We start from the raw sequence: 22519 nt of genomic DNA on the forward strand, positions 1-22519 counted from the left end.
CTGTTTGAGGTCTTTCGGATCAAAACAGAAAATACCTAAATATGTATAAACTGCTATCGCTCCCCACGGTTTCTTTCGCTTTAGTAATAATACTCTCCGCCTTAGCAACTGCGCAGGCAGATACCGGGACAGGCACAGCCATCGTCCGTCACGGACCGAATATCAGCGGAGCCACGGTGGAAGGCTCGCTACAAATGATTCTCCCTGAATCGTTGGATATCAATGGAAACACCACGGTCACCCGGGAGTTGCAGGTGCCAGGAAGCCCGACCCTGATCCGCCAGGGAAACACCAGCATCGGAGCCGTCATCACCGGCACGGGAAGCGCATCCCCCACCAACTATCAAATCCGGCTGAACGGCCGGGTAGCCATCGGCACTTTCCGATCCCGGGTGGATGCCGTCACAATGCCTACGGTGGCTGTGCCTCCGTCCCCGGCGGGGACCCGGTCCGTCAACGTGAACGGCCCGGGCCAGAACCTCGGCTCCTGGGCGACGATCCGGAACCTGACTCTCAATGGCAATTCAGGCAGCTATGCGGTCCCGGCGGGTAACTACGGCAGCTTCACAGCCGGTGGAGGCAGCACCTTCACCATCGGCGTCGCCGGAGCCACCACCCCCTCGGTGTATTCCTTCCAGTCTCTCACCATCAATGGCGGCGGGCAGATTGCCGTCGTGGGTCCGGTCGTGGTGACCATCGACACCAGCCTGACCATGAATGGAAACAGCGGCACCACCGCCAACCCATTCTGGCTGGACCTGCGTCTGGCCCGCTGCGGTGTCACGCTCAATGGGAATGTCTGCCTCGCTGCCAATGTCACCGCTCCAAGCGGAACCGTGATCATCAACGGAGGATCACGTCTTGAAGGTTCTCTCATCTGCGACCGCCTGACCCTGAATGGCAATGCGCTGCTTCGTCTTTGTGATAACACAACGCCGGCCAACCAGCCGCCGAATGCTCTTTCCCAAACGCTGACCACGGCTGAGGACAATGCGCTTGCTGTCACGCTGACAGCCACGGACGCGGAGAACAGCACGCTCACTTACAGCGTCCTGACCCAGCCGGCAAAAGGTGTGCTCACCGGCACTCCGCCCGCGCTGACCTACACGCCGAATGCGAACGTGAGCGGCACCGACAGCTTCACCTTCCATGCGAACGACGGCACCCAGAACTCAGACACTGCCACGATCAGCCTCACCATCACGCCGGTGAATGACCTGCCGGTGGCGGAAGCGCAGTCTGTCTCCCTGGCCGAGGACACGCCAGCCTCCATCGTGCTGGCAGCCAGTGATGTGGAGGGAAGCGCCCTAACCTACAGTGTGACCACGGCACCCGCGCACGGCACGCTCAGCGGCACGGCTCCCAGCCTGACCTACACACCTGCGGCGGACTACCACGGCACGGACAGCTTTGTCTTCCGTGTGAATGATGGGACGGCCGACTCGGCGCTTGCGCTGGTCTCACTGACAATCACCCCTGTGCAGGATCTGCCAGTGGCATCACCCTTGACCGCTTCTCTGCTCGAGGACAGCAGCACCACACTCGCGCTCGGCGGCTCGGATCCTGACAATGATCCTCTTACCGCCATTGTGGTCACCCAGCCGGCTCACGGCACTCTGGGTGGCACACTTCCAGATCTCACTTACACTCCGGCGGAAAACTATTTCGGGGCGGACAGCTTCACCTACCGTGTCACGGATGGCAGCAGCAACTCCGCCATCGTCAGCGTGTCTCTGACGGTGATCGGTGTGAATGACGCACCGGTTGCCCAGCCTAAAACAGTGCCCCTGGCCGAGGACACCAGCGCGGCTTTCGTGCTCAATGCATCGGACGTGGATGGCAATCCGCTCGCCTGGACTTTGGTGACGACTCCCGCACATGGCGCGCTCAGCGGCACGGCACCGAACCTGACCTACACACCGGCTCCAAACTTTCACGGTGCGGATGGTTTCACCTATTCGGTATCGGACGGGATCGAGAGCAGTGATGTCGTGGCAGTCTCTTTTGTCGTGACCCCCGTGAATGACGGCCCCGTTCCTGTCTCCGATGTCGCGACGACTCCCGAGGACGGCCCTCTGCAGCTCGTGCTGCGCGCGGATGATGTGGATGGTGACAACCTCACCTGGACCCTCACCACGCAGCCTGCTCATGGCACGCTCTCCGGCACCGCGCCGAACCTGACCTACACGCCGAACGCCAACTTCTCCGGCACGGACAGCCTCAGCTTCGAAGTCACGGATGGCACCGTCACCGCCACCGGCACGATCAGCATTGTGGTATCGCCGATGAATGACCTGCCCACAGGCCAGACCCTGGCGTTCACAGGCGGCGAGGACGGCATTTTTAACTTTCTGTTAGGTGGCGCGGATGCGGATGGTGATGCGCTCACCTTCACCCTGCTCTCCATGCCGGCTTATGGCACGCTCACCGACAGCCTGCCCTCGCTGAGCTATGTGCCGAATGGCAACTTCCATGGCACGGACGGTTTTAGCTACGTGGTGTCAGATGGCCAGGGTTCCTCCGCACCCGTGACCGTGACCTTCACCGTCACCTCCATCAATGACGTGCCTGAGGCCCACTCGCAGTCACTCACGACTCCTGAGGACACGGCTCTGCCGGTCACGCTGGCGGGGACGGACGCGGATGGTGATGCTCTCACCCACGTGATTCTGAGCCAGCCTTCTCATGGCACTCTCAGCGGCGCCGCGCCAAACCTCAGCTACACACCGGCCACGAACTACTCCGGCGCAGATAGCTTCACATACAAGGTCAATGACGGCACCGCCGACTCAGCCACGGCTACCATCAGCATCAGCGTGGGACCGATCAATGATCGCCCTGCCGTGAATCCAATCGCGGTCACCACGGCCGAAGATGAAGGCGTGGAGATTGAGCCCGAGGCTTTCGATCTGGATGGTGATGAGCTCACTCTCAGCGCCCTGACTCAACCCGGCCACGGCACTTTGACCGCCACTGCCAGCGGCTGGCTCTACACGCCGAATGCCAACTACAACGGCACGGACTCCTTCAGCTACCGTGCCAATGACGGTCTCGCTGACTCAGATGCCGCCATCGTCACCATCACGATCACCGCCGTGAATGACGCGCCGCTGGCCCAGGCCCAGTCATTGACGCTGGATGAAGATGATGTCGCCTCCGTGACCTTGCTCGGCTCTGACGTGGAGGGTTCGGCGCTGACCTTTGAAATCCTCACCCAGCCAGCTCACGGCACCCTCAGCGGCGCCGCGCCAAACCTGGTCTACACACCTGCGGCTCACTTCCACGGCGCGGACAGCTTTACCTTCCGCGTAAATGATGGCGATCTCAATTCTACTCCCGCCACCATCAGTTTGCAGGTTGAGTCCATCAATGATGCGCCCGTGGCTGACTCCCAAAACCTGTCTCTGGATGAAGATGGCAGCCTGGCCATCACACTCGATGCCACGGATGGTGACGAGGACACCCTGACCTACACTCTCACCCAGCTTCCAGCTCACGGGACACTCTCCGGCACGGCTCCCAACGTGATCTATGCTCCGGAAGCCAACTTCCACGGCACTGACAGCTTCGCCTTCACGGTGAGCGATGGCACCGCTGCCTCTTCTCCTGCGTATGTCAATCTGACGATCCAGCCAGTGAATGACACACCGGTTGCCCAGGCTGCCAGTTTCACGACGAATGAAGACACCGCTGCCAGCATCGTGCTCCAGGCCACGGACATTGATGAAGATACGCTCACTTACACTCTCGTCACCCAGCCCGCGCATGGCCAGATCAGCGGCACAGCACCCAGCCTGACCTACACACCTGAAGCGAACTACCACGGCGCCGACAGCTTCACCTTCACGGTGAACGATGGCACGGTCGACTCCACCACGGTGCAGATCAGCCTCACCGTGCAGCCAGTCAATGATGCGCCAGAAGCCATCGCTGGCACGCTCACCACACCGGAAGACACTTCCGCAGCCCTCGTGCTGACCGCCACGGATGCCGAGAACGAGGCACTCACCGCCCAGATCACCCTGCAGCCTCAGCATGGCACACTGAGCGGCACCTGGCCTAACTACACGTATGCTCCAGAGGCCAACTCCCATGGCACGGATGAAGTGCGCTTCCGCGTGAGCGATGGTCAGGCCTTTTCAAACATCGCTGCGGTGGTCATCACGGTGACACCGGTCAATGATGCGCCCACCGCCCTTGCTTTTGCCGCGAGCACTCCAGAAGACACCGCCCTGCCACTGGTTCTCACCGGCAATGATGTGGACGGTGACACACTGACCTACGCCGTCACCCAGCAGCCGCAGCATGGCACGCTCAGTGGCACCGCGCCGAACCTGACCTACACACCGGAGCAAAATTATCACGGCCCTGACAGCCTGGCCTTCACCGTCAGCGATGGCGCGGACACCTCCGCCGCAGCTCTAGTCACACTCACGGTTGGGCCGGAGAACGATGCGCCGGAAGCGTATCCCCTGGCCTTCACTCTGGATGAAGACAGCAGCGTGGCCATCACGGCAGATGGATCCGATCTAGATGGAGATGAGATCACCTTTGAGGCCGTCACAACACCTCAGCATGGCAGCCTCGTCGCCACCGCTGAAGGCTGGATCTACACTCCTGAGGCGAACTATCACGGCAGCGACTCCTTCACCTACCGCGCCAATGATGGCCTGGCAGACTCCGCGCCCGCTCTGGTCACGCTCACCATTGAATCGGTGAACGACACACCTGTCGCCAATGCAGTCGCTCTCAGCACCGATGAAGACACCGCTCTCACGGGCACACTCACAGGCGGTGACGTGGATGAAGACACCCTCACCTTTGCCATCAGCACAGCTCCACAGCACGGACAGGTGCTGCTGATCGATGGCGACTTCACCTACACGCCTCATGCCAACCTCCACGGTGGAGACAGCTTCAGCTTCACCGTGAATGACGGCACCACCTCATCCACGCCAGCGCTCGTCAGCATCACGGTCAATCCAGTCAATGATGTGCCAGTTGCGAACGCAACGTCGATCACGCTTGCTGAAGACGGCTCGACCTTGATCACCCTGACTGGCAGCGACACCGAGAACCAGACCCTGACCTATCTTTTGGTTAGCCAGCCCGGCCACGGCACTCTCACTGGTTTTGCGCCTCATCTCACTTACACACCGGAAGTAGACTTCCATGGCGCGGACAGCTTCAGCTTCCGCGTGAATGATGGTCTCGCAGACTCGGCCCTCGCCACCGTCAGCATCACGGTCGAGTCCGTGAATGACACACCCGCCGCCGTGGCTCAGAGCATCACGGTGGATGAAGACAGCAGCGCCCCTGTGACACTGGCTGGCACGGATGTGGATGCTGACAGCCTAACTTACACCGTGACCGTGCCACCTGCGCATGGATCTCTCACCGGCACGGCTCCGAATCTGATCTATACACCGAATGCTGACTATGCCAGCACGGACACTTTCAGCTTCACGGCGAATGATGGCACTGCCACCTCTGCAGCAGCGGTCGTTTCGATCACTGTATCTCCGATCAATGATGCGCCCGAAGCCGAGAATGTGATCGCCACCACTGCGGAAGACACGCCGTTGAGCATCGTCCTTCCAGGCAGTGATCCCGACCAGGATGCACTCACTTACATCCTGAGCACACTGCCAACTCATGGCACCGTGGCCTTGATCGATGACACCGTCACTTATACCCCTGACGCAGACTTTCATGGTGCCGACTCCTTTGGATTCAAGGTCAGCGATGGCCAGGTGCTTTCTGCGGAAGCCACCGTGCAGGTGACCATCACGCCGGTGAATGATGCGCCAGTGGCGCAGAACCTCAGCGTCGCGGGCATCGAGGACACGGCCACACAGATCACACTGACCGGCTCCGATGTGGATGGTGACACGCTGAGTTATGAGCTGCTCACGGCTCCAGCGCATGGCACCGCCACTCTCGCGGGTAGTGTGGTCACTTACACGCCTCATGCCCAGTTCCACGGTGCGGACAGCTTCACCTTCCGGACCAGTGATGGCACCTTGGCCTCCGCTTCCGCCACGGTCGAGATCCATGTGGCTCCGCGCAATGATGCGCCTGTTGCGCTCGCGCAAGAGGTGACGACCCAAGAAGACACTGCCGTGCCCTTCGTGATCACAGGCACGGATATCGATGGCGATGTGCTCACCTATGCCATCGTCACCCAACCAGCCCATGGCACGCTTTCCGGCACAGCACCGAACCTGACTTACACGCCAGCGGCTGACTTCAATGGCAGCGACAGCTTCACCTTCACCGTCGCAGATGCTGAGCTCACCTCGCCTCCGGCCGCTGTCACGCTGGTGGTCGGTTCGGAGAACGATGCGCCCGTGGCATCTCCAGTCACGGTCACACTTGCGGAAGATACTCCGACCACGATCAGCGCCATCGTCAGCGATCCCGAGAATGACACGACCACGCTGCAAACCATTATTCAGCCAGCGCATGGCACTCTTGCTTCAACCGCAGGCGGCTGGGTCTACACACCTGATGCCAACTACTTCGGCAGCGATAGCTTTACCTATCGCGCCAATGACGGCATGGCCGACTCCGCACCCGCTGTGGTCACACTGACGGTCACCCCCGTGAATGACACGCCGCTGGCCGCCGCGCAAAGCGTGAACGCGGTGGAAGACACTAGCACTTTGATCACGCTGAGTGGCAGTGACGTGGAGGACTCCACTCTCGTCTTCACCATCGTTTCCCAGCCTCAACATGGCACCTTGCTGCCTTCCGGCACCCAGTGGGCCTACCAGCCTGCCGCTGATTACCATGGCTCGGATGCCTTCACCTTCACAGTCACGGACAGCGAAGGTCTCGTCTCCATCGCGGCCACGGTTTCCGTCACAGTGAATCCCGTGAATGATGCCCCGGTCGCCCTTGCGCAATCTCTGACGACTCCCGAAGACACGAGCCTCGGCATCACGCTCACGGCCAGCGACATTGAGAACGAGGCGCTGACCTATGAGGTCTTGTCCCAGCCGCAACACGGCAGCCTCAGCGGCACGGCACCTCATCTCACCTACACACCGACGGCGAACTATCACGGCAGCGAGAGCTTCACCTTCCGCGTGAATGATGGCACGGCTGACTCTGCTCAAGCCACCATCAACCTCACGATCACCAGCGTGAACGACACCCCGGTGGCCGCGGCTCAAGCCGTCACGTCGAGCGAGGACACCGCCACTTCCATCACTCTGACAGGCACCGATGCTGATGGCGACACCTTGACCTATGCCGTCAGTGATCAACCTCAGCATGGCACCCTGAGTGGCACAGCGCCTGAGCTGACCTACACACCGGATGCCAACTTCCACGGCAGCGATAGCTTCAGCTTCACCGCCAATGACGGAACAGTTAGTTCGGCAGCCGCCGCTGTGACTCTCACGATCACGGCGGAGAACGATGCTCCGATGGCCTTGGCACAAAGCCTCGGGTCGGCTGAAGACACAGCCCTTCCCGTGACACTGACCGCCACCGATGCGGATGAAGATGACCTGACTTACACGGTCGTGACGCAGCCATCCCATGGTGTGCTCTCTGGCACCGGCGCAGCCCTCACCTACACTCCTGCGGCGAACTACTCTGGTCCCGACCTCTTCACCTTCCGCGCTTCTGATGGCACCGCCAGCTCCGCGGTGGCCAGCGTGGAGATTGTCATCTCTCCGGTCAACGATGCCCCTGTGGCTAATGCGGTCACGGCAAGCACGGCGGAGGATACCTTTGTGGACATCCTCCTGACAGGCACGGATGTGGAAGGAAGCGCCCTCACTTTTGAGCTGACCTCGGCACCTGAGCATGGCGCGGTCTCGCTCACCGGTTCCGTGGCACGCTACACACCTGCGACGAACTACCATGGTGCGGACTCCTTTGAGTTCCGTGCCTTTGATGGCGCGGCGCATTCTGCCCCGGTGAGCGCCTCCATCACCATCACCCCGGCCAACGACGCGCCTCTGGCCGTTTCGCAGCAGGCCAGCACTCCGGAAGACACCGCCCTGCCGCTGACTTTGCTCGGCACGGACACGGACGGAGACGCTCTGACCTATGCCATCACTTCCCCGCCTCAGCATGGCGCTCTCAGCGGCGCGGCGCCTAACATCATTTACACACCTGCCGCCAACTACCACGGTGCCGACAGCTTTGCCTTCACGGTGAGTGATGCTGATGCAACCTCCGCATCTGCGTTGGTGATTCTCGAGATCGGCCCGATCAATGATGCGCCGTATGTCAGCGACATCACCGTGGCCCTGGATGAGGACACTACCACGGAGATCACTCCTGAGGGCGATGACTTCGATGCGGATGAGCTGACCTTTGACATCGTCGCCGCCCCACAACACGGCTCGCTCACCGCCACGGCCACGGGCTGGATCTACACTCCTGCGGCTGACTATCATGGCGCGGACTCTTTCACCTATCGTGCCAATGACGGCCTTGCGGACTCTGCTCCAGCACTGGTGAGCATCACGGTGCGTCCCGTCAATGATGCGCCGACTGCGACCACTCAATCTCTGGTCGCCGTGGAGGACACTCCTCTCTCCATCACGCTTTCGGGCAGTGATCCTGAAAACACCGCGCTGACCTTCGCCATCACCTCCCAGCCTTCTCATGGCACGGTGACTGTCGCTGGCGCAGCCTGGACCTACACACCGGCTCTGAACTACTCCGGCGCGGACAGCTTCACCTTCACCGTAACGGATGAAGGTGGCCTCGCCTCTGCTCCAGCAACCGTGAGTCTCACCGTCACGCCCGTGAATGATGCCCCGAGTGCGCAGGCGCAACAGCTCACGCTCGCCGAAGACACATCATTGCCTGTCACACTCACAGGCTCTGATGTGGATGATGCCGAGCTCACCTACACGGTGCTGACGGCACCTGCTCACGGGGTGCTTTCGGGCACCCTGCCCGCTTTGACTTACACTCCGAATGCCGACTATCATGGCACGGACAGCCTAGTCTTCATCGCCCAGGATGGTGAGACGGATTCCGTTCCTGCCACGATCAGCTTGGTGATCACACCGGTGAATGATGCACCCGTGGCGCTGGCTCAAGCCGTGAATGCGCAAGAGGAGATTCCTCTGCCCATCACCCTGACTGGCACGGATGCCGATGGCGACACGCTCACTTACACCATCACCACACAACCCGCGCATGGCACGCTCACTGGCACAGGCGCGCAGGTCACCTACCAAGCCTCGGCGAACTACTTCGGCGCGGACAGCTTTGCCTTCACCGTGTCCGATGGCACGGCCACCTCGGCCGCAGCGCAGATCAGCATCAGCGTGACAGGCATCAATGATGCACCCGTCATCGCCACAGTTCCTGCCCTAACCACGAATGAGGACACGGCCCTGGCAGGCAGCCTTACAGTGACCGATGCCGATGAAGATCCTGTGACGGTGGCTGTCACCACGGCTCCAACCCATGGACAGGTCGTCTTCAATGGCCTCAGTTTCACCTACACCCCCGGGCTCAATTACCATGGAAGTGACAGCTTCGCTGTGAAGGCCAGCGATGGTGAACTGGAGTCCGCTGAGCGCGTCGTCTCCATCACCGTCACGCCCGTGAATGATGCTCCCGTGGCCGCGAACCAGTCCCTGGTCTACGTCAACGGCACACCGCTCTTCCTGCCCTTCGCCGCGACGGATGTGGATGGCGACGCCCTGACCTATCGAGTGGTCACTCCTCCGACGAAGGGACAGGTCACCGCACTGCCACGCGGCACGAGCTTTGACCTGGCCTATCTGCCCAATGCAGGCGGCAGCGGCGATGACACCGTGGCCTTTGTGGCGAATGACGGCCATGTGGATTCCAACCAAGGCATCGTCACCATCACCCTCGGCAGTCTCTTCACCAGCAAGACATGGACAACGACCGCTGACTTCTATGAAGGCAGTCTGGATGGCCTGGGTGCCGTGGGCGACAAGCTCGCCATGGAGCTGAATGCGAAGAGCATCAACTTCGTGCATGTCCCGCTCAATGACGGCAGGCTCCTGCGCATTGATCCCGACAGCGGCCAGATCATCGGCGAATTCCGCACCTCACCTGATGGTGAGCATTCCCTGCCCTCACGGACAGCGGTGGACCAGGAAGGCAACCTCTGGGTGGCCAACCGCGCCACCAACAGCCTAACCATGATTGCAGCACCCGGCAGCGGACGCTGGGTGGACCGCAACGGCAATGGCAAGCTGGATACCTCCACCGGCATCATGGACCGCAAGGCCTGGCCTGTGGGAGGTCAGCCCGTGGATGAATTGATCGTCACCCATGTGACTCTGCAGGTCACCACGCCTAACAGCCTGGCCGTTTCTTATGACAACCGTGTGCTCGTCGGTGGTGGTGGTGGCTGGCAGTGGCTCTCCTGGCCCGCAGCCAATACGCTGGAGATCGAGCCGCACCGCAATCTGGGAGGCTATGGCAGCATCATCAGCACCCAGGGAGTGCACTGGTCCGCGGGCAAATTCCTGCGCTGGCCGCTGAGCCAGAAGCTGGCTGAGGTGGACCTGAATGGTTCATGGAATGATGGCACCACTCCCTGGTGCGTGGCCGAAGCGCCAGATGGTCATATCTGGACTGCCTCTGAACCTGGAGCTGAGGTCCGGAAGTACACCTCTGACGGACGTCTCGTGGGCAAATACAAGCACGGCTGGCCGGATGCCCAGGGCATCGTGGCCGACCATCGCGGCCACATCTGGGTGGCACACACGCACTGCGGATCCACGGTGGGCCACCTCCTGCCGGATGGCACACTGGTGGGCGTGGTCCGGACTGCGGGAGGTCCCGTGGCCGTGGATGTGGACCGCTCTGGCCGCGTGTGGGTGATCGCCTCTCGCTTCATCCAGCGTGTCGACACCAACGGCGGTCCCTTCGGCTCTGATGGAGTGACACGCCTGGGCGCCGTGGATCTGACCATCCCGCTGCCGGAGACCTCACGAGCGCATTCGCAGTTCGCCCGTCCCGGTCAGGTGCTGCACAGCACCGAGGGGACATGGACTGGTGTGTTTGACTCCGGCATCGTGGGTGCCGCCTGGGAGCCCGTGCGCTGGAACGCCGACGTGTGCAATGATGGCTTGGTGGAAGTCTCCGCAGCGCTCAGCGCGGACGGTGTGACCTTTGGCGCATCGCAGGCGCTGACCTCGCTGGGAGCAGCACCCGCCGGTGCCGGGCGCTACATCCAGGTGCAGGTGCACATGGCTCAGAATGGCAGCCTCGTCTCTCCTGCCCTGAAAGATATCACCGTAGGCACCACGGGCGCTCCGGTGCCGGTTCCCGCGGCGGGCTGGTCTGCCTCTGCAGGCGATGACTTTGAAGCAAGCTGGCCCACGCCGATGAAACTGCGCGGACAGTTCTGCCACGCCGACCAGCCCGGCTATGAAGCCGCCACCTATTTGTGGACCAAGGTCAGCGGCCCCGGCCAGTTGATCGTCAATGGCAGCGGTCCAGAGCCGCTGGTGAACTTCACCGCCTCAGGTGACTATGTGCTGCGTTTCTCCGTGACGGTCGATGGCCTGACCCAGACGGACGATGTGAATGTGAAACTGCGTCCGGTGAACCAGCCGCCTGCCATTAGCCTCCGTCAGCGCCACTATCTGCGTGGTTTCTCAGACGTGTTCCAGATCAGGCCTGAGATCACCGATGACGGCCAGGGCAGCGCAGCCCTGAGCGCCACCTGGCAGCTCCTCTCCGGCCCTCCAGGAGCCACCGCCACCTTCACGGCAGTACCGGCGTCCGGAGTCGGCGCGGTGGACGTCACGATCGGAGGCAGCACCAGCTTCCCCTACTCAGGACTGGCAGAGTACCTTTTCAAGGTGACGGCCACGGACGGCCAGCTCGCCAACACCCAGGTGATCAGCATGCGCCGCGCTCTGATCAATGCCAGCGAAGCGCCGTCTGGCATGATCTCATGGTGGGAGATGAACGACGCCGGTGAGGAGCATGTGCACGGCAACACCATCTTCCCCGAGCAGAATGCGCGCTTCGTCACCAACTCGGGCACGCGTGCTCTCGAGCTGCTGGGCACGAACGACCGGGCCCGCGCCTTTGCCTCCGAGTCACTGAACTCGTCCGTCAACGGCCAGGGCTTCAGCTTTGAGTTCTGGATCAACGACGCCCAGAGCACGACGGGAAACTATACGACCGTGCGGCCCATCATGGGCTGGTCCAGCGCCACAGGCTACACCACGCACCTGGCCATGACCCGCACCTCCGCCAGCGTCGGCACGCTGAACCTTAAATTGTTAGGCCTCGATGGAGCCACCCGGGATCTGGTCGGCACCATTCCAAGCACGACGCTGACCGGCAGCTACCCGCTGATGCACGTGGTGGCCACCTATGACTCGGCCACGAAGACCGCGAATCTGATGGTGAACGACGTCGTCATCGCCACCCAGACGTTCAGCAGCCTGATTCTCGACACCTCAGGCGACTTCGTGCTGGGTTCCCCAGTCAGTGGCGGTGCCAGCTTCGGCGGCTATCTGAAGCATGTGCGCCTGTATGACCGCGCCCTCACAGAGGACGAGTCCTACACCATCTGGAAGGGCGCCCTGGACGGCATGTCCCCGCCGGACAACAACACGCCTCCAGTGCCAAGCGCAGGTGAGGACATCGTCTTCCAGCCGGAGAACTACAACCTCGTGGCCAATGGCCAGGGTGTCTGGCCGGTGATCTCCATCACGGGCTCTGTCAGTGATGATGGCCGCACCAACCTCACGCCCGGCACCAAGACGACCTGGCGCTTCATTTACCCCCGGTCCAACATCTCCGGAGCAGGCACGACACCACCTTTCTCCAATGTCAATGGACTGACGACTGACGTGACCATCTATTCCAGCGGCGTCTACCTGCTGGAGCTGACTGCCGAGGACGGCTCCTTCACCCGCCGTGACTACCGCGTGCTCAGAGCCGGCCGCCTAACGAATAGTTCCAGTGGAGGGGGGGCGGGCTCCGTCTCGCCAGACCTGCTGGCCTGGTGGCCCTTCATGGAAGGCAGCCGCTATGACATCATCGGCCAGAAGCCGGTGGATCTGCACTACGACGCGGTGCTGGATGACACCAAGCTCACCTTTGACGGAGCCCGCGACTATGGGCAGGTGGCTCCATCTCCGACCTTTGACTTCACGGACAAGCCTGGCTTCAGCATGGAGTTCAACAGTGTGGACTCCAATCAAACCACCGGACCGATCAGCGGCGATGCATGGTTTGCCTGGCAGAAGTCCGGGCAAAACGTCATCTCACTCCGCCGCTTCTATCTCGGTGGCAGCTCGTGGAAACTGCGTGTGGATGGCTTCAAAGCCGATGGCCAGCCCTTCTTCCTCGAAGCTCCGTGGACGGTCGTCAGCAATGCTGGCAACAACTACAGCGAATACCACCATTCGTGGACCTATGATCGTGCCACAGGCCGCATGGCCCTGGCGCAAAATGGCTATGTTCGTGCCGAGGCCATCGTGGGTGACATCAGGCTTCCTGACGCAGCAACCACCCTCTACATCGGTGGCGTGCCTGGAGAGGCTGTCTCCATGAAAGGCTGGCTGGATGACGTGTGCATCTATGGCCGCAGCCTCTCAGATCAGGACACCTATGACATCTCCCGCTACAACAACGTGGGCAAGCAGCTCTTCATCACCAACAAAGCTCCGGTGGTGAATGCCGGGCCTGACCTGATCCTGGGCAACGGGCCGCAGACCATCAATCTTCAGGGCCTCGTCACCGATGATGGCCTGCCGGTGGGTTATCCGATCAAGTCCACCTGGAGCATGCTCAGGACCTCTTACGGCGGTTCCGTGCCCTTTGCGAACATCAACTCGCCCACCTCCAGCATCACCCTGCCGGCGAATGGCACCTATCTGATGCAGTTGATGGCAGATGATGGTGAGCGCTACTCCACGGACATCGTCCACATCCAGGTAGGCAGCCAGGCACGCTCGCCAGTGCCAGATGGTGCCGTGGCATGGTGGCCGTTTGATGGCAGCAGCAAGGACGTCATCCAGGGCATCAATGCTGAATTGAGATACGGAGCACGCATGATCGTCTCATGGCCGGGTGGAGGCAGCGGCCTCATGCTCACGCTGGGCAGCCCGAGCAGCAACGCCACGGACCACGCCTTTGTCAGCCCCAATGCGGGTCTCGACTTCACCGGCACGGATGGTTTCACCTGTGAGTTCTGGGCCACCGACCAGAGCGCAGTGACGGCGACAGCGCCTAACAACAAGGTTCCCGTGATCACCTGGCACAATGGGCAGCAGGTGACCCTGCAGCTGTCCCGGCAGTACAATGCCACCGCTGGCAGCTCGCAGTATCTCACCCTCGAATATCGCAATGCACAGGGGCAGATGCAGTCAATCGGCGCTGTGCGGCCTCTTTATACCTCCATCCAGGGCTTCGCCACCACGCCGCTGCATGTGGCCATCACCCATGACAAGGCCACCGGAGAGCTGGTGCTCTACGCAGGTGGAACCGTGCTGGCCTCCGTGATAAGCCCCGGCATCCAGATGCCGTCCTCCTCGGACACCATGTATCTCGGCACCGCGCCTGGCACCACGCTGAATCAGAGCGGCATCATCGATGAGCTCACGCTCTACAACCGGGCCCTCTCCTTTTTCGAGATCAACGAGATCAACAACATCCCTTCAGCCTGGGGCAAGCTGGCTGATGATGGCAACCTGGCTCCGGTGGTGGATGCCGGCCCGAACCGTGATGTCCTGACCTCCGGCGGCTCCATCACCCTGACCGGAACAGTCACGGATGACGGGCTGCCTTCTAACTCCACTGTCCGCACGACCTGGTCGGTGATTGATTATCCTGGGAGCACTCCCACTCTCGGCACTCCGAATGCCACCAGCACGACCATGACCGTCCCTTCCGACGGTTACTACATCCTCCAGCTCTCTGCTGACGATGGCACGCGCATCAGCAAGGACACCGTCATTGTCCGGGTGGGCCGCAACGCTGGCATCAAGGCACCCACCGGCCTCGCCGCATGGTGGCCCTTCAATGGCGATGGCAGCGAGCTCGTCCGCAACATGAAGGCCGAACTCTCCAGTGGTGTGGAGTTCAACTCCTATGCAGGGGTCAACGGGCACCTCACGCTCGTGGGCAGTGACATCGTTCATGTTCCGGCTGACCACACTCTGGATTTCAGCAGCAGCCCGGGCTTCAGTGTGGAGTTCGGCCTGCAGGACTCCATGCAGTTCTCCAGCGGCACAGCGCTGCCTCGTGTGATCCCATGGCTGACCTGGAGCAATGGCTCTCAGGTCGTGCTCCGCATCAAACGTCACAGCACCACGATCGGCGATCTCGGCAGACAAGGTGTCATCACGCTGGAATACCTGACATCCGCCGGCGTCCCCCAGAGCGTCAGCCTCTCGCCTAACCAGCGATGGGATTTCAGCCGCTTCCTGCTCACGTATGACAAGGCCTCAGGCACTGCGAGCCTGTATTCAAACGGCCTCGTCATCGGCACCGCCCAGATCGGCAGCATCCAGCTGCCTTCGGCGACCAGTGAGATGAACGTGGGCTGGAAGCCGAACATGGACACCCAGCAGTTCAGTGGCTATGTCGACGAGCTCTCCCTCTACGCCCGCGCACTCACGGCGGATGAGTCGGCCCTGCTCGCCTCCGCCACGGTGTGGGGCAAAGAACCGCTGGATGGCAACCAGGCCCCGCTGGCACTCACGGGCGGCAATTTCAGCGGCAGCTCCGGCACCAATGTCCCGATCACCAGCACCGCCAGTGATGACGGTCTGCCCGCCGCCTATGGCCTGGCCACCAAGTGGACCAGTGTGACCACCGGAAGCTCGGTCACTTTTGGCAACTCGGCAGCTCAGAACACGACCTTTAACAGCTTCTCCAGCATGGGACTGGCTGTCCTGCGCCAGGATGCCCAGGACGGGGCCCTGACCACCCCTGCCTATGCGGAGTTTCGATTCACCAACACTTCGGCGGCTGCGGTGCCTGCCAATCTCGTGGCCTGGTGGCCGTTCAATGTCAGCCTGTACGATGTGGCGGGCACCAACCATCTGGTGACCACCTACGGCCGCCCAGCCTGGGCCGGCGACTCGCTGGTGGGTGCGCATGTCAGCTTCGACGGCACCGATGACCGTCTCGTCATCACACCAAATGCCGCGATCAGCTTCACCGGTGCTCCCGGCTTCACCGCTGAAGCCCTGGTCTATGACAACGCCAGCCACGTGGCCGGCAGCGAAGTTCCATGGCTGGTCTGGCATGATGGCACGCGCGCCATCATGCGCCTGCACCGCATCACCACCTCCAGCTCCACGGACTACTATGGCACGATGGCGCTCGACTACATCGACAGCACGAACACCGAGCAGACCATCCTGCTGACACCGAGCGAGCGGGCTGACACACGCCGCCACATTGCCCTAACCTATGATGCTACCAGTGGTGAGATCCGCTACTACAGCGCGGGCACCTTGAAGTCGACCACCACCGTGGGCAGCATCCGCCTGCCGGCGGGCACGGACACGCTGCACATTGCCAATGCCCCGGGCGACACACGCTTCTGGCGTGGTGGCATCGATGAGCTGTCCCTCTACTCCCGCGCGCTCACGCAGACGGAGATCAATGGGCTCGTCACCGCCAGCACCGCACGCCAGGGCAAGGTCAGCCCCGCGCGCAATCAGACGCCGCAGGTGAAGATCAACGTGCCTCTCACCGTCCGCGTGGGAGACATCGTCAACATCACCGCCAATGCCCAGGATGATGGCCTGCCCGCCGGCAGCTCTCTCAGCTATGCGTGGACGATTTCCTCAGGGCCTTTCAGCGTCACTCCAAGCTCGGCGACGAGCGCCAGCACCACGGCGGTCTTTGCTGAAGCGGGCATCCACCGCATCGAGTGCGCGGTGTCAGAGGGTCAGCGCACCGGACTCGGCTCCGTGGACATCCGTGTCCTGCCGCCGCTGGTCAATGTGACTCCATCTGTCACACTCTCCGCGCCAGCCATCGTGCAGCTTCCCGCGAGCGGTCATGCTTCAGTGGTGGCCACGGACGATGCCCTGCCTGCAGGCTCCAGCCTGAGTTATACCTGGAGCAAAGTCAGCGGCCCGGGCACCGTGACCTTCAGTGCGTCCACAAGCGCCGCCACCCAGATGACCTTCAGCCTGGCTGGAACCTATGTCATCGCCGCGGCTGTCAGTGATGGTGATCTGACCACGAATGTGCAAGCCACCGTCACCGTGCAGGCGGCTCCGCCAAACCGTGCGCCTACCATCTCCTGGATCAGCCCTTCACCCACCACGGCACTGATCACGAACCAGAGCCTGACCTTAAAGGCGGCAGCGCAGGATGTGGACGACAACATCACCCATGTGCAGTTCTTCGATGGCAGCACCCTGCTCGCCACGGACACCACACAGCCCTATGAGCACACCATCACCAATGTGGCTGAAGGCCCGCACGCCTACTCCGCCAAGGTGACCTCGGCCGGAGGGCAGACAGCCACCACGGTGACGCTCGCCCTCACCGCGCTCACGCCGGAGGATCCGAACCATGAGGAGATCGTCATCATCACCGCACCCACGGATGGCACGGTCATCACCGCACCCACCAGCATTCGCGCCACGATCGATGTGCAGAACGGTTATCGCTGGGTGCTGCAGCGCCGTCTCACCGGTGCGCGCAATGCCATCTGGCAGACCTTTGCCACGGGCGAGTACAGTGGCATCCTGACGGATCAGGCCATCTCCTCCTTTGATCCCACGCTGCTCGAAAACGGTTCCTGGGACATCAAGCTGCAGGCGCACAAGCGGAATGGTGTCTACTATGAAACCGTGCCCACCACCGTGCAGGTGGATGGCGCGATGAAGCTCGGCCAGTTCACACTCGCCTTTGAGGACTTCACGCTGGACGTGCCCGGCATCCCGATCTCCGTCACTCGCAGCTATGACTCACGCATCGCCGCCACGGGCAGGCCGGGAGACTTCGGCCCGGGCTGGCGCGTCGGCATGCGCAGCGTCACGATCAGCAAATCAGGCACACTCGGCGAAGGCTGGTATCACAGCCTCGCAGGCTTTGCGGATGTCAGCTGGTTCCCGCTGCCGATCTACAATCTCTCGCCGGTGGGCAAGAAGCGCGTCGTCGTGACTTTCCCAGACGGACGTTGTGAGATCTTCGAGACCACCGTCGTCACCGCAAACTCCTCCGGTATCACCGTCGGCCCGGTCAGCATCCCGGCCACGGATTCGTCCAATCAGTATGGCAGCCCCATCAACGTGGCGAACATCGGCTTCAAGCCCGTAGGTCCGTCGCGCGGCACACTGCGCATCGCAGGCACGGAAAGCGCCAGCCGCTTCGTGAATGTCGGCGGAGCCTTGGGTGATGTGGACCTGCGCCTCGAAAGTAATCTCTTCAACACTTTCGATGCCTCCACCTTCATCTTCACCGATGATGACGGCACCGAGTACACTATCAACGAGTCCACCGGTCTGCAAAAGGTGCGTGATCGCAACGCCAACGAGCTCACCATCGCCACCAACCAGATCGCCCATAGCAACGGTCAGAAGGTGCTCTTCACCCGCGATACCGCCGGACGCGTGACCGCCATCACCGATCCCGCCGGGAAGCAGATCCTGTATACTTACAACACGCTCGGCACGCTCGGGACCGTGACGGACCGTGTGAACAATGTCACCACGTTCCAGTATCAGAACAGCAGCTTTCCTTACTACCTCACCGGCATCATCGACCCGCGTGGCATCCAGGCCATCCGCACCGAGTATGACACCGCCGGCCGCATGATCCGCCAGCTCGATGCCGATGGAAACCCCATCCAGATCCAGCATAACGTCACCGCCCGCACCCAGCGCATCACCGACCGTCTCGGCCACGCCACCGTCCACACCTTCGACGAACGCGGCAACATCACCCGCACCGTCGATGCCCTCGGTGGCGTCATCCTACGGACCTATGATGCGAATGACCGAGAGATCACCACCACCGATCCCCTCGGTCACACCACCAGCCGCACTTATGATGCGCAAAACAACGTGCTGACCGAGACGAACCCGCTCGGACACATCACTCGTTATACCTATAACTCGAAGAAGCAGCCGCTGACCATCACGGATCCTTTGGGACGTGTGACTAGCATGGCCTATGACAACCAGGGCAACATGACGAGCGAGACGGATGCCCTCGGCCGCACCACCGGCTTTGTGCCCACCAGCAACGGCAGCATCTCTCGTCTGCAAGTACCCGGCGGCATGACGTATGATTTTACCCTGGATGGCAACGGCAACAGAACCTCGCAAATCATGCGTGGAACCGATGGCAAAGTGGCCGCCTACCAGACCTTCACATACAACTCTGTGGGGGACACCACCGGACAGTCTGACTATCTAGTCCCAGCCAACGCAACGGATGTGGTCGCTGCCACGAAGCTCCGTGATAATGTCCATACGTATGATGCTGAAGGGAACATGACAGCCACACAAATCAGGGACGCGCTGGGCAATGTGCTGCAAAGCCAGTCTTGGACTTACAACGCCAACGGCGACGAAGTGACGTACACAGACCCGATGGGCAAGGTTTCCACTGAAGAGTACGATAATCAGGGCCGCAGCATTCGCAGCACCTACACGGACAACACTGAGAGCCAGCTGGAATATGATGCTGAAGGCAACATCACCCGCTCTGTAAATCGTAGCGGCGGCGTCATGACCTATGAGTTTGATGCCTTGGGGCGTCAGACCCAGATCTCCAATGTGGACGGCACTTTCTCCACCGTCGTGTTCGATGCCGCAGGACGTGAGATCTCCAAGACCAACGAACTGGGTCAGACCACCACACTCACGTATGATGATGCAGACCACTTGCTCACTGAGACCAATGCCGCAGGCGAGACCGTGACCCACACTCTGGATGCCGCCGATCAAAACACGGCCGTCACAGATGCGCTCAACCGCACTACCAGCACGGTGCTGGATTTGGTCGGTCGCCCGACCCGCATCACCCATCCAGACGGCAGCTTCACCAGCATCGGCTACAACTCAGCCAACCAAGCCATCACCCGCACCGATGAGGCAGGAAACACCACCCACTTTGACTACGATCCGCAGGGCCGCCTGCTGGGCGTGGTGGATGCGATGAACCACGGCACAAACATGGTGTATGACAGTGTGGGCAGGCTGCAAAGCTGGACGGATGCGGAAGGCAACAGCACCAGCTACACCCATGACACCCTGGGCCGCCGGACGAGCCGCACGCTGCCAGGCAACCAGACCGAACACTTCACCTGGGACAGCATGGGCCGCCTCCAGACCCACACGGACTTCAACGGCTTCACCACCAGCTACTTCTACGATGCGGATCACTACCTTGTCGAGAAACGAGCCGATCCGGGGCATCCATCCCTCTCGCTGCCTCATGCGGCAGCGAAGGTTCTCTTCACCTACAATGCGTTCGGCGAGCCTGCGACGGCTGAGGTGCGCAATGCCAATGGCACCGTCATTCACAGCCAGATCTGGAGCTATGACGACTACGGCAGGCTCACGGGCACCAGCACACCGCATGGCAATCTTGGTTATACACATGATGGTCTGGGCCAGGTCTCCGGCCTTGCCACCTCTCATGCGGAAGGTCCGCAGCTCGCCTATGAGCGTGATGATGCGAACCGGCTCGCCGCCATCAATGACCTGCGGACGCAGCCATCCAAGCAAACCAGTTATGGTTATACTCTCACAGGAGCTTTGAACCAGATGACCGCTGCCAACGGCATGAGGCACTCCATGACCTACAACACGCGTGACTTCGTCAACTCTTTGAACGTGACAGATGCAGCCAGTGCAGGCATCGAGAGTTTCAACTACACCTTGAACGCCTTGGGTCAGCGCGAGCGCATCGATGAAGGCAATGGCCGTGTGGTGCAATTCCAGCGCGATCCCCTGGGCCGCCTGACGCATGAGCAGATTAGCAACGCAGGGCCCGCCTCCTCCGGCATCCTTGGCTACAGCCACAACAGCGTGGGCTACCGAACCGCACGAACGAGCACCCAGCCTGCAGTGCCCGCCCAGTCCCTTACGCTCAATGCCAATGGCCAGGTCGCTGGCGTGAGCTACGACAGCAACGGCAACACCCTCGCTGCGAATGGCAACACAGATGTGTACGACTTTGAAGACCGTCTCATCCGCCGAACCAAGCTTGATGGCACAATTATCGACTTCGTCTATGACGCCAATGGCCAGCGTGTGGAAAAGCGCATGACCGGGCGCCAGCCCCTGGGTTACCTGATTGACACGCAGAGTCCCTCTGGATGGCCGCAATGCGTGGCCGAGGTGGCATGGACTGGCACTGAATGGCAGCCGCTCACCACCTACACTTACGGTGCGGCAGGCCCCATTAGCCAATGGAACCACATTCAAGGCGAACACTACTTCCTGCGTGATGCTCATGGAAGCATCCGCGCTCTGGTAGATGCCAACGGTCAAGTTGTCAGCGCCATGGACTACGACTCCCATGGCGTGCCTCTCAGCGTCACACCTGCCGGCGCACCGAAATCTGCCCTGGGTTACAATGGCGAACATTTCGATGCCGATCTTGGCCTCGTCTATCTGCGGGCACGCTGGTATGACCCAATGTTAGGCCGGTTCCACACGCGCGATCCGTATCAGGGCATGTTCGAGGACCCGATGAGCCTGCAAGGCTACCTCTTCGCTCATGGCGATCCTGAAAGTTTCATTGACCCGAGCGGGAATCTAACTCTTGCTGATGCATTGACCACACTGCGCATTCAGATCAAGCGCATCAACGACAGCATCGTTAAGCTAGACAAGATTGTGAATCCTGCGATTCAAGTGGTGACCGCGATTGAGGTTTTGAAAAATTATGCCTCCACAGGTGATTCCATTCTTCAGCACGGATTTCAGGGCAAGCCTGGTGATTTCTTCAAATGGGGCCGGATGACTCTGTCCATGCTGCCTGCGCTCAAGTACCAATACGCCCAGCTCAAGATACTCAAAAACGAGAAACAAAAGAGTGGAGCCGTGAACTCCCTTAGAAGGTGGAGCTATTTTGGGCAGCTGCAAAAGGCACTGGCTACTTCCAAGAGAAACGCGATTGCGAGTGGACATACATTCATCGTGAAGAGCAACGGTCTGCCAGACCTAACTCCGAACGCTTCTGCATCGATCTTCCTTAAAGGAGGGCTAACAGGCCGTAGATCTACAGACAACACCCGATCCCAGGCTCAGGCCCGAAGGGCCACAGGCACTTGGCATCACCATGAGGTCATGGGTATCATGCAGTCCGTCGATGTGACAGCACACAGTGCGGTGTCTCATCATGGCGGGGTATATTTCTGGAGTCTCTGCAACAACAAGACATATAAAAAATAGACATCTCGCAAAGCTCATCATTGGTGAGCGGCACTCATTCATGCCGCTCACTCGATATCGACACGGCAGGCCTGATCCAACCATCACTAACCCATTGAGGATAACGCAGTGGGGGTTCTGAACTCGGCTACCTCCGCAGCCATGTTACCCAG

Annotated in this window: 1 protein-coding gene; it reads left to right on the forward strand. The window is 60.9% G+C overall.

The window, feature by feature from the left end:
* Positions 1 to 194 precede the first annotated feature (194 nt).
* The gene (locus BGE01nite_RS13870) at positions 195 to 22367 is read left to right on the forward strand and encodes an Ig-like domain-containing protein (RefSeq protein ID WP_170266782.1); all 22173 of its coding nucleotides are present in this window, start codon (positions 195 to 197) and stop codon (positions 22365 to 22367) included.
* Positions 22368 to 22519 lie beyond the last annotated feature (152 nt).

The sequence above is a fragment of the Prosthecobacter gellanilyticus genome (assembly GCF_007992435.1).
GTDB lineage: Bacteria > Verrucomicrobiota > Verrucomicrobiia > Verrucomicrobiales > Verrucomicrobiaceae > Prosthecobacter > Prosthecobacter gellanilyticus.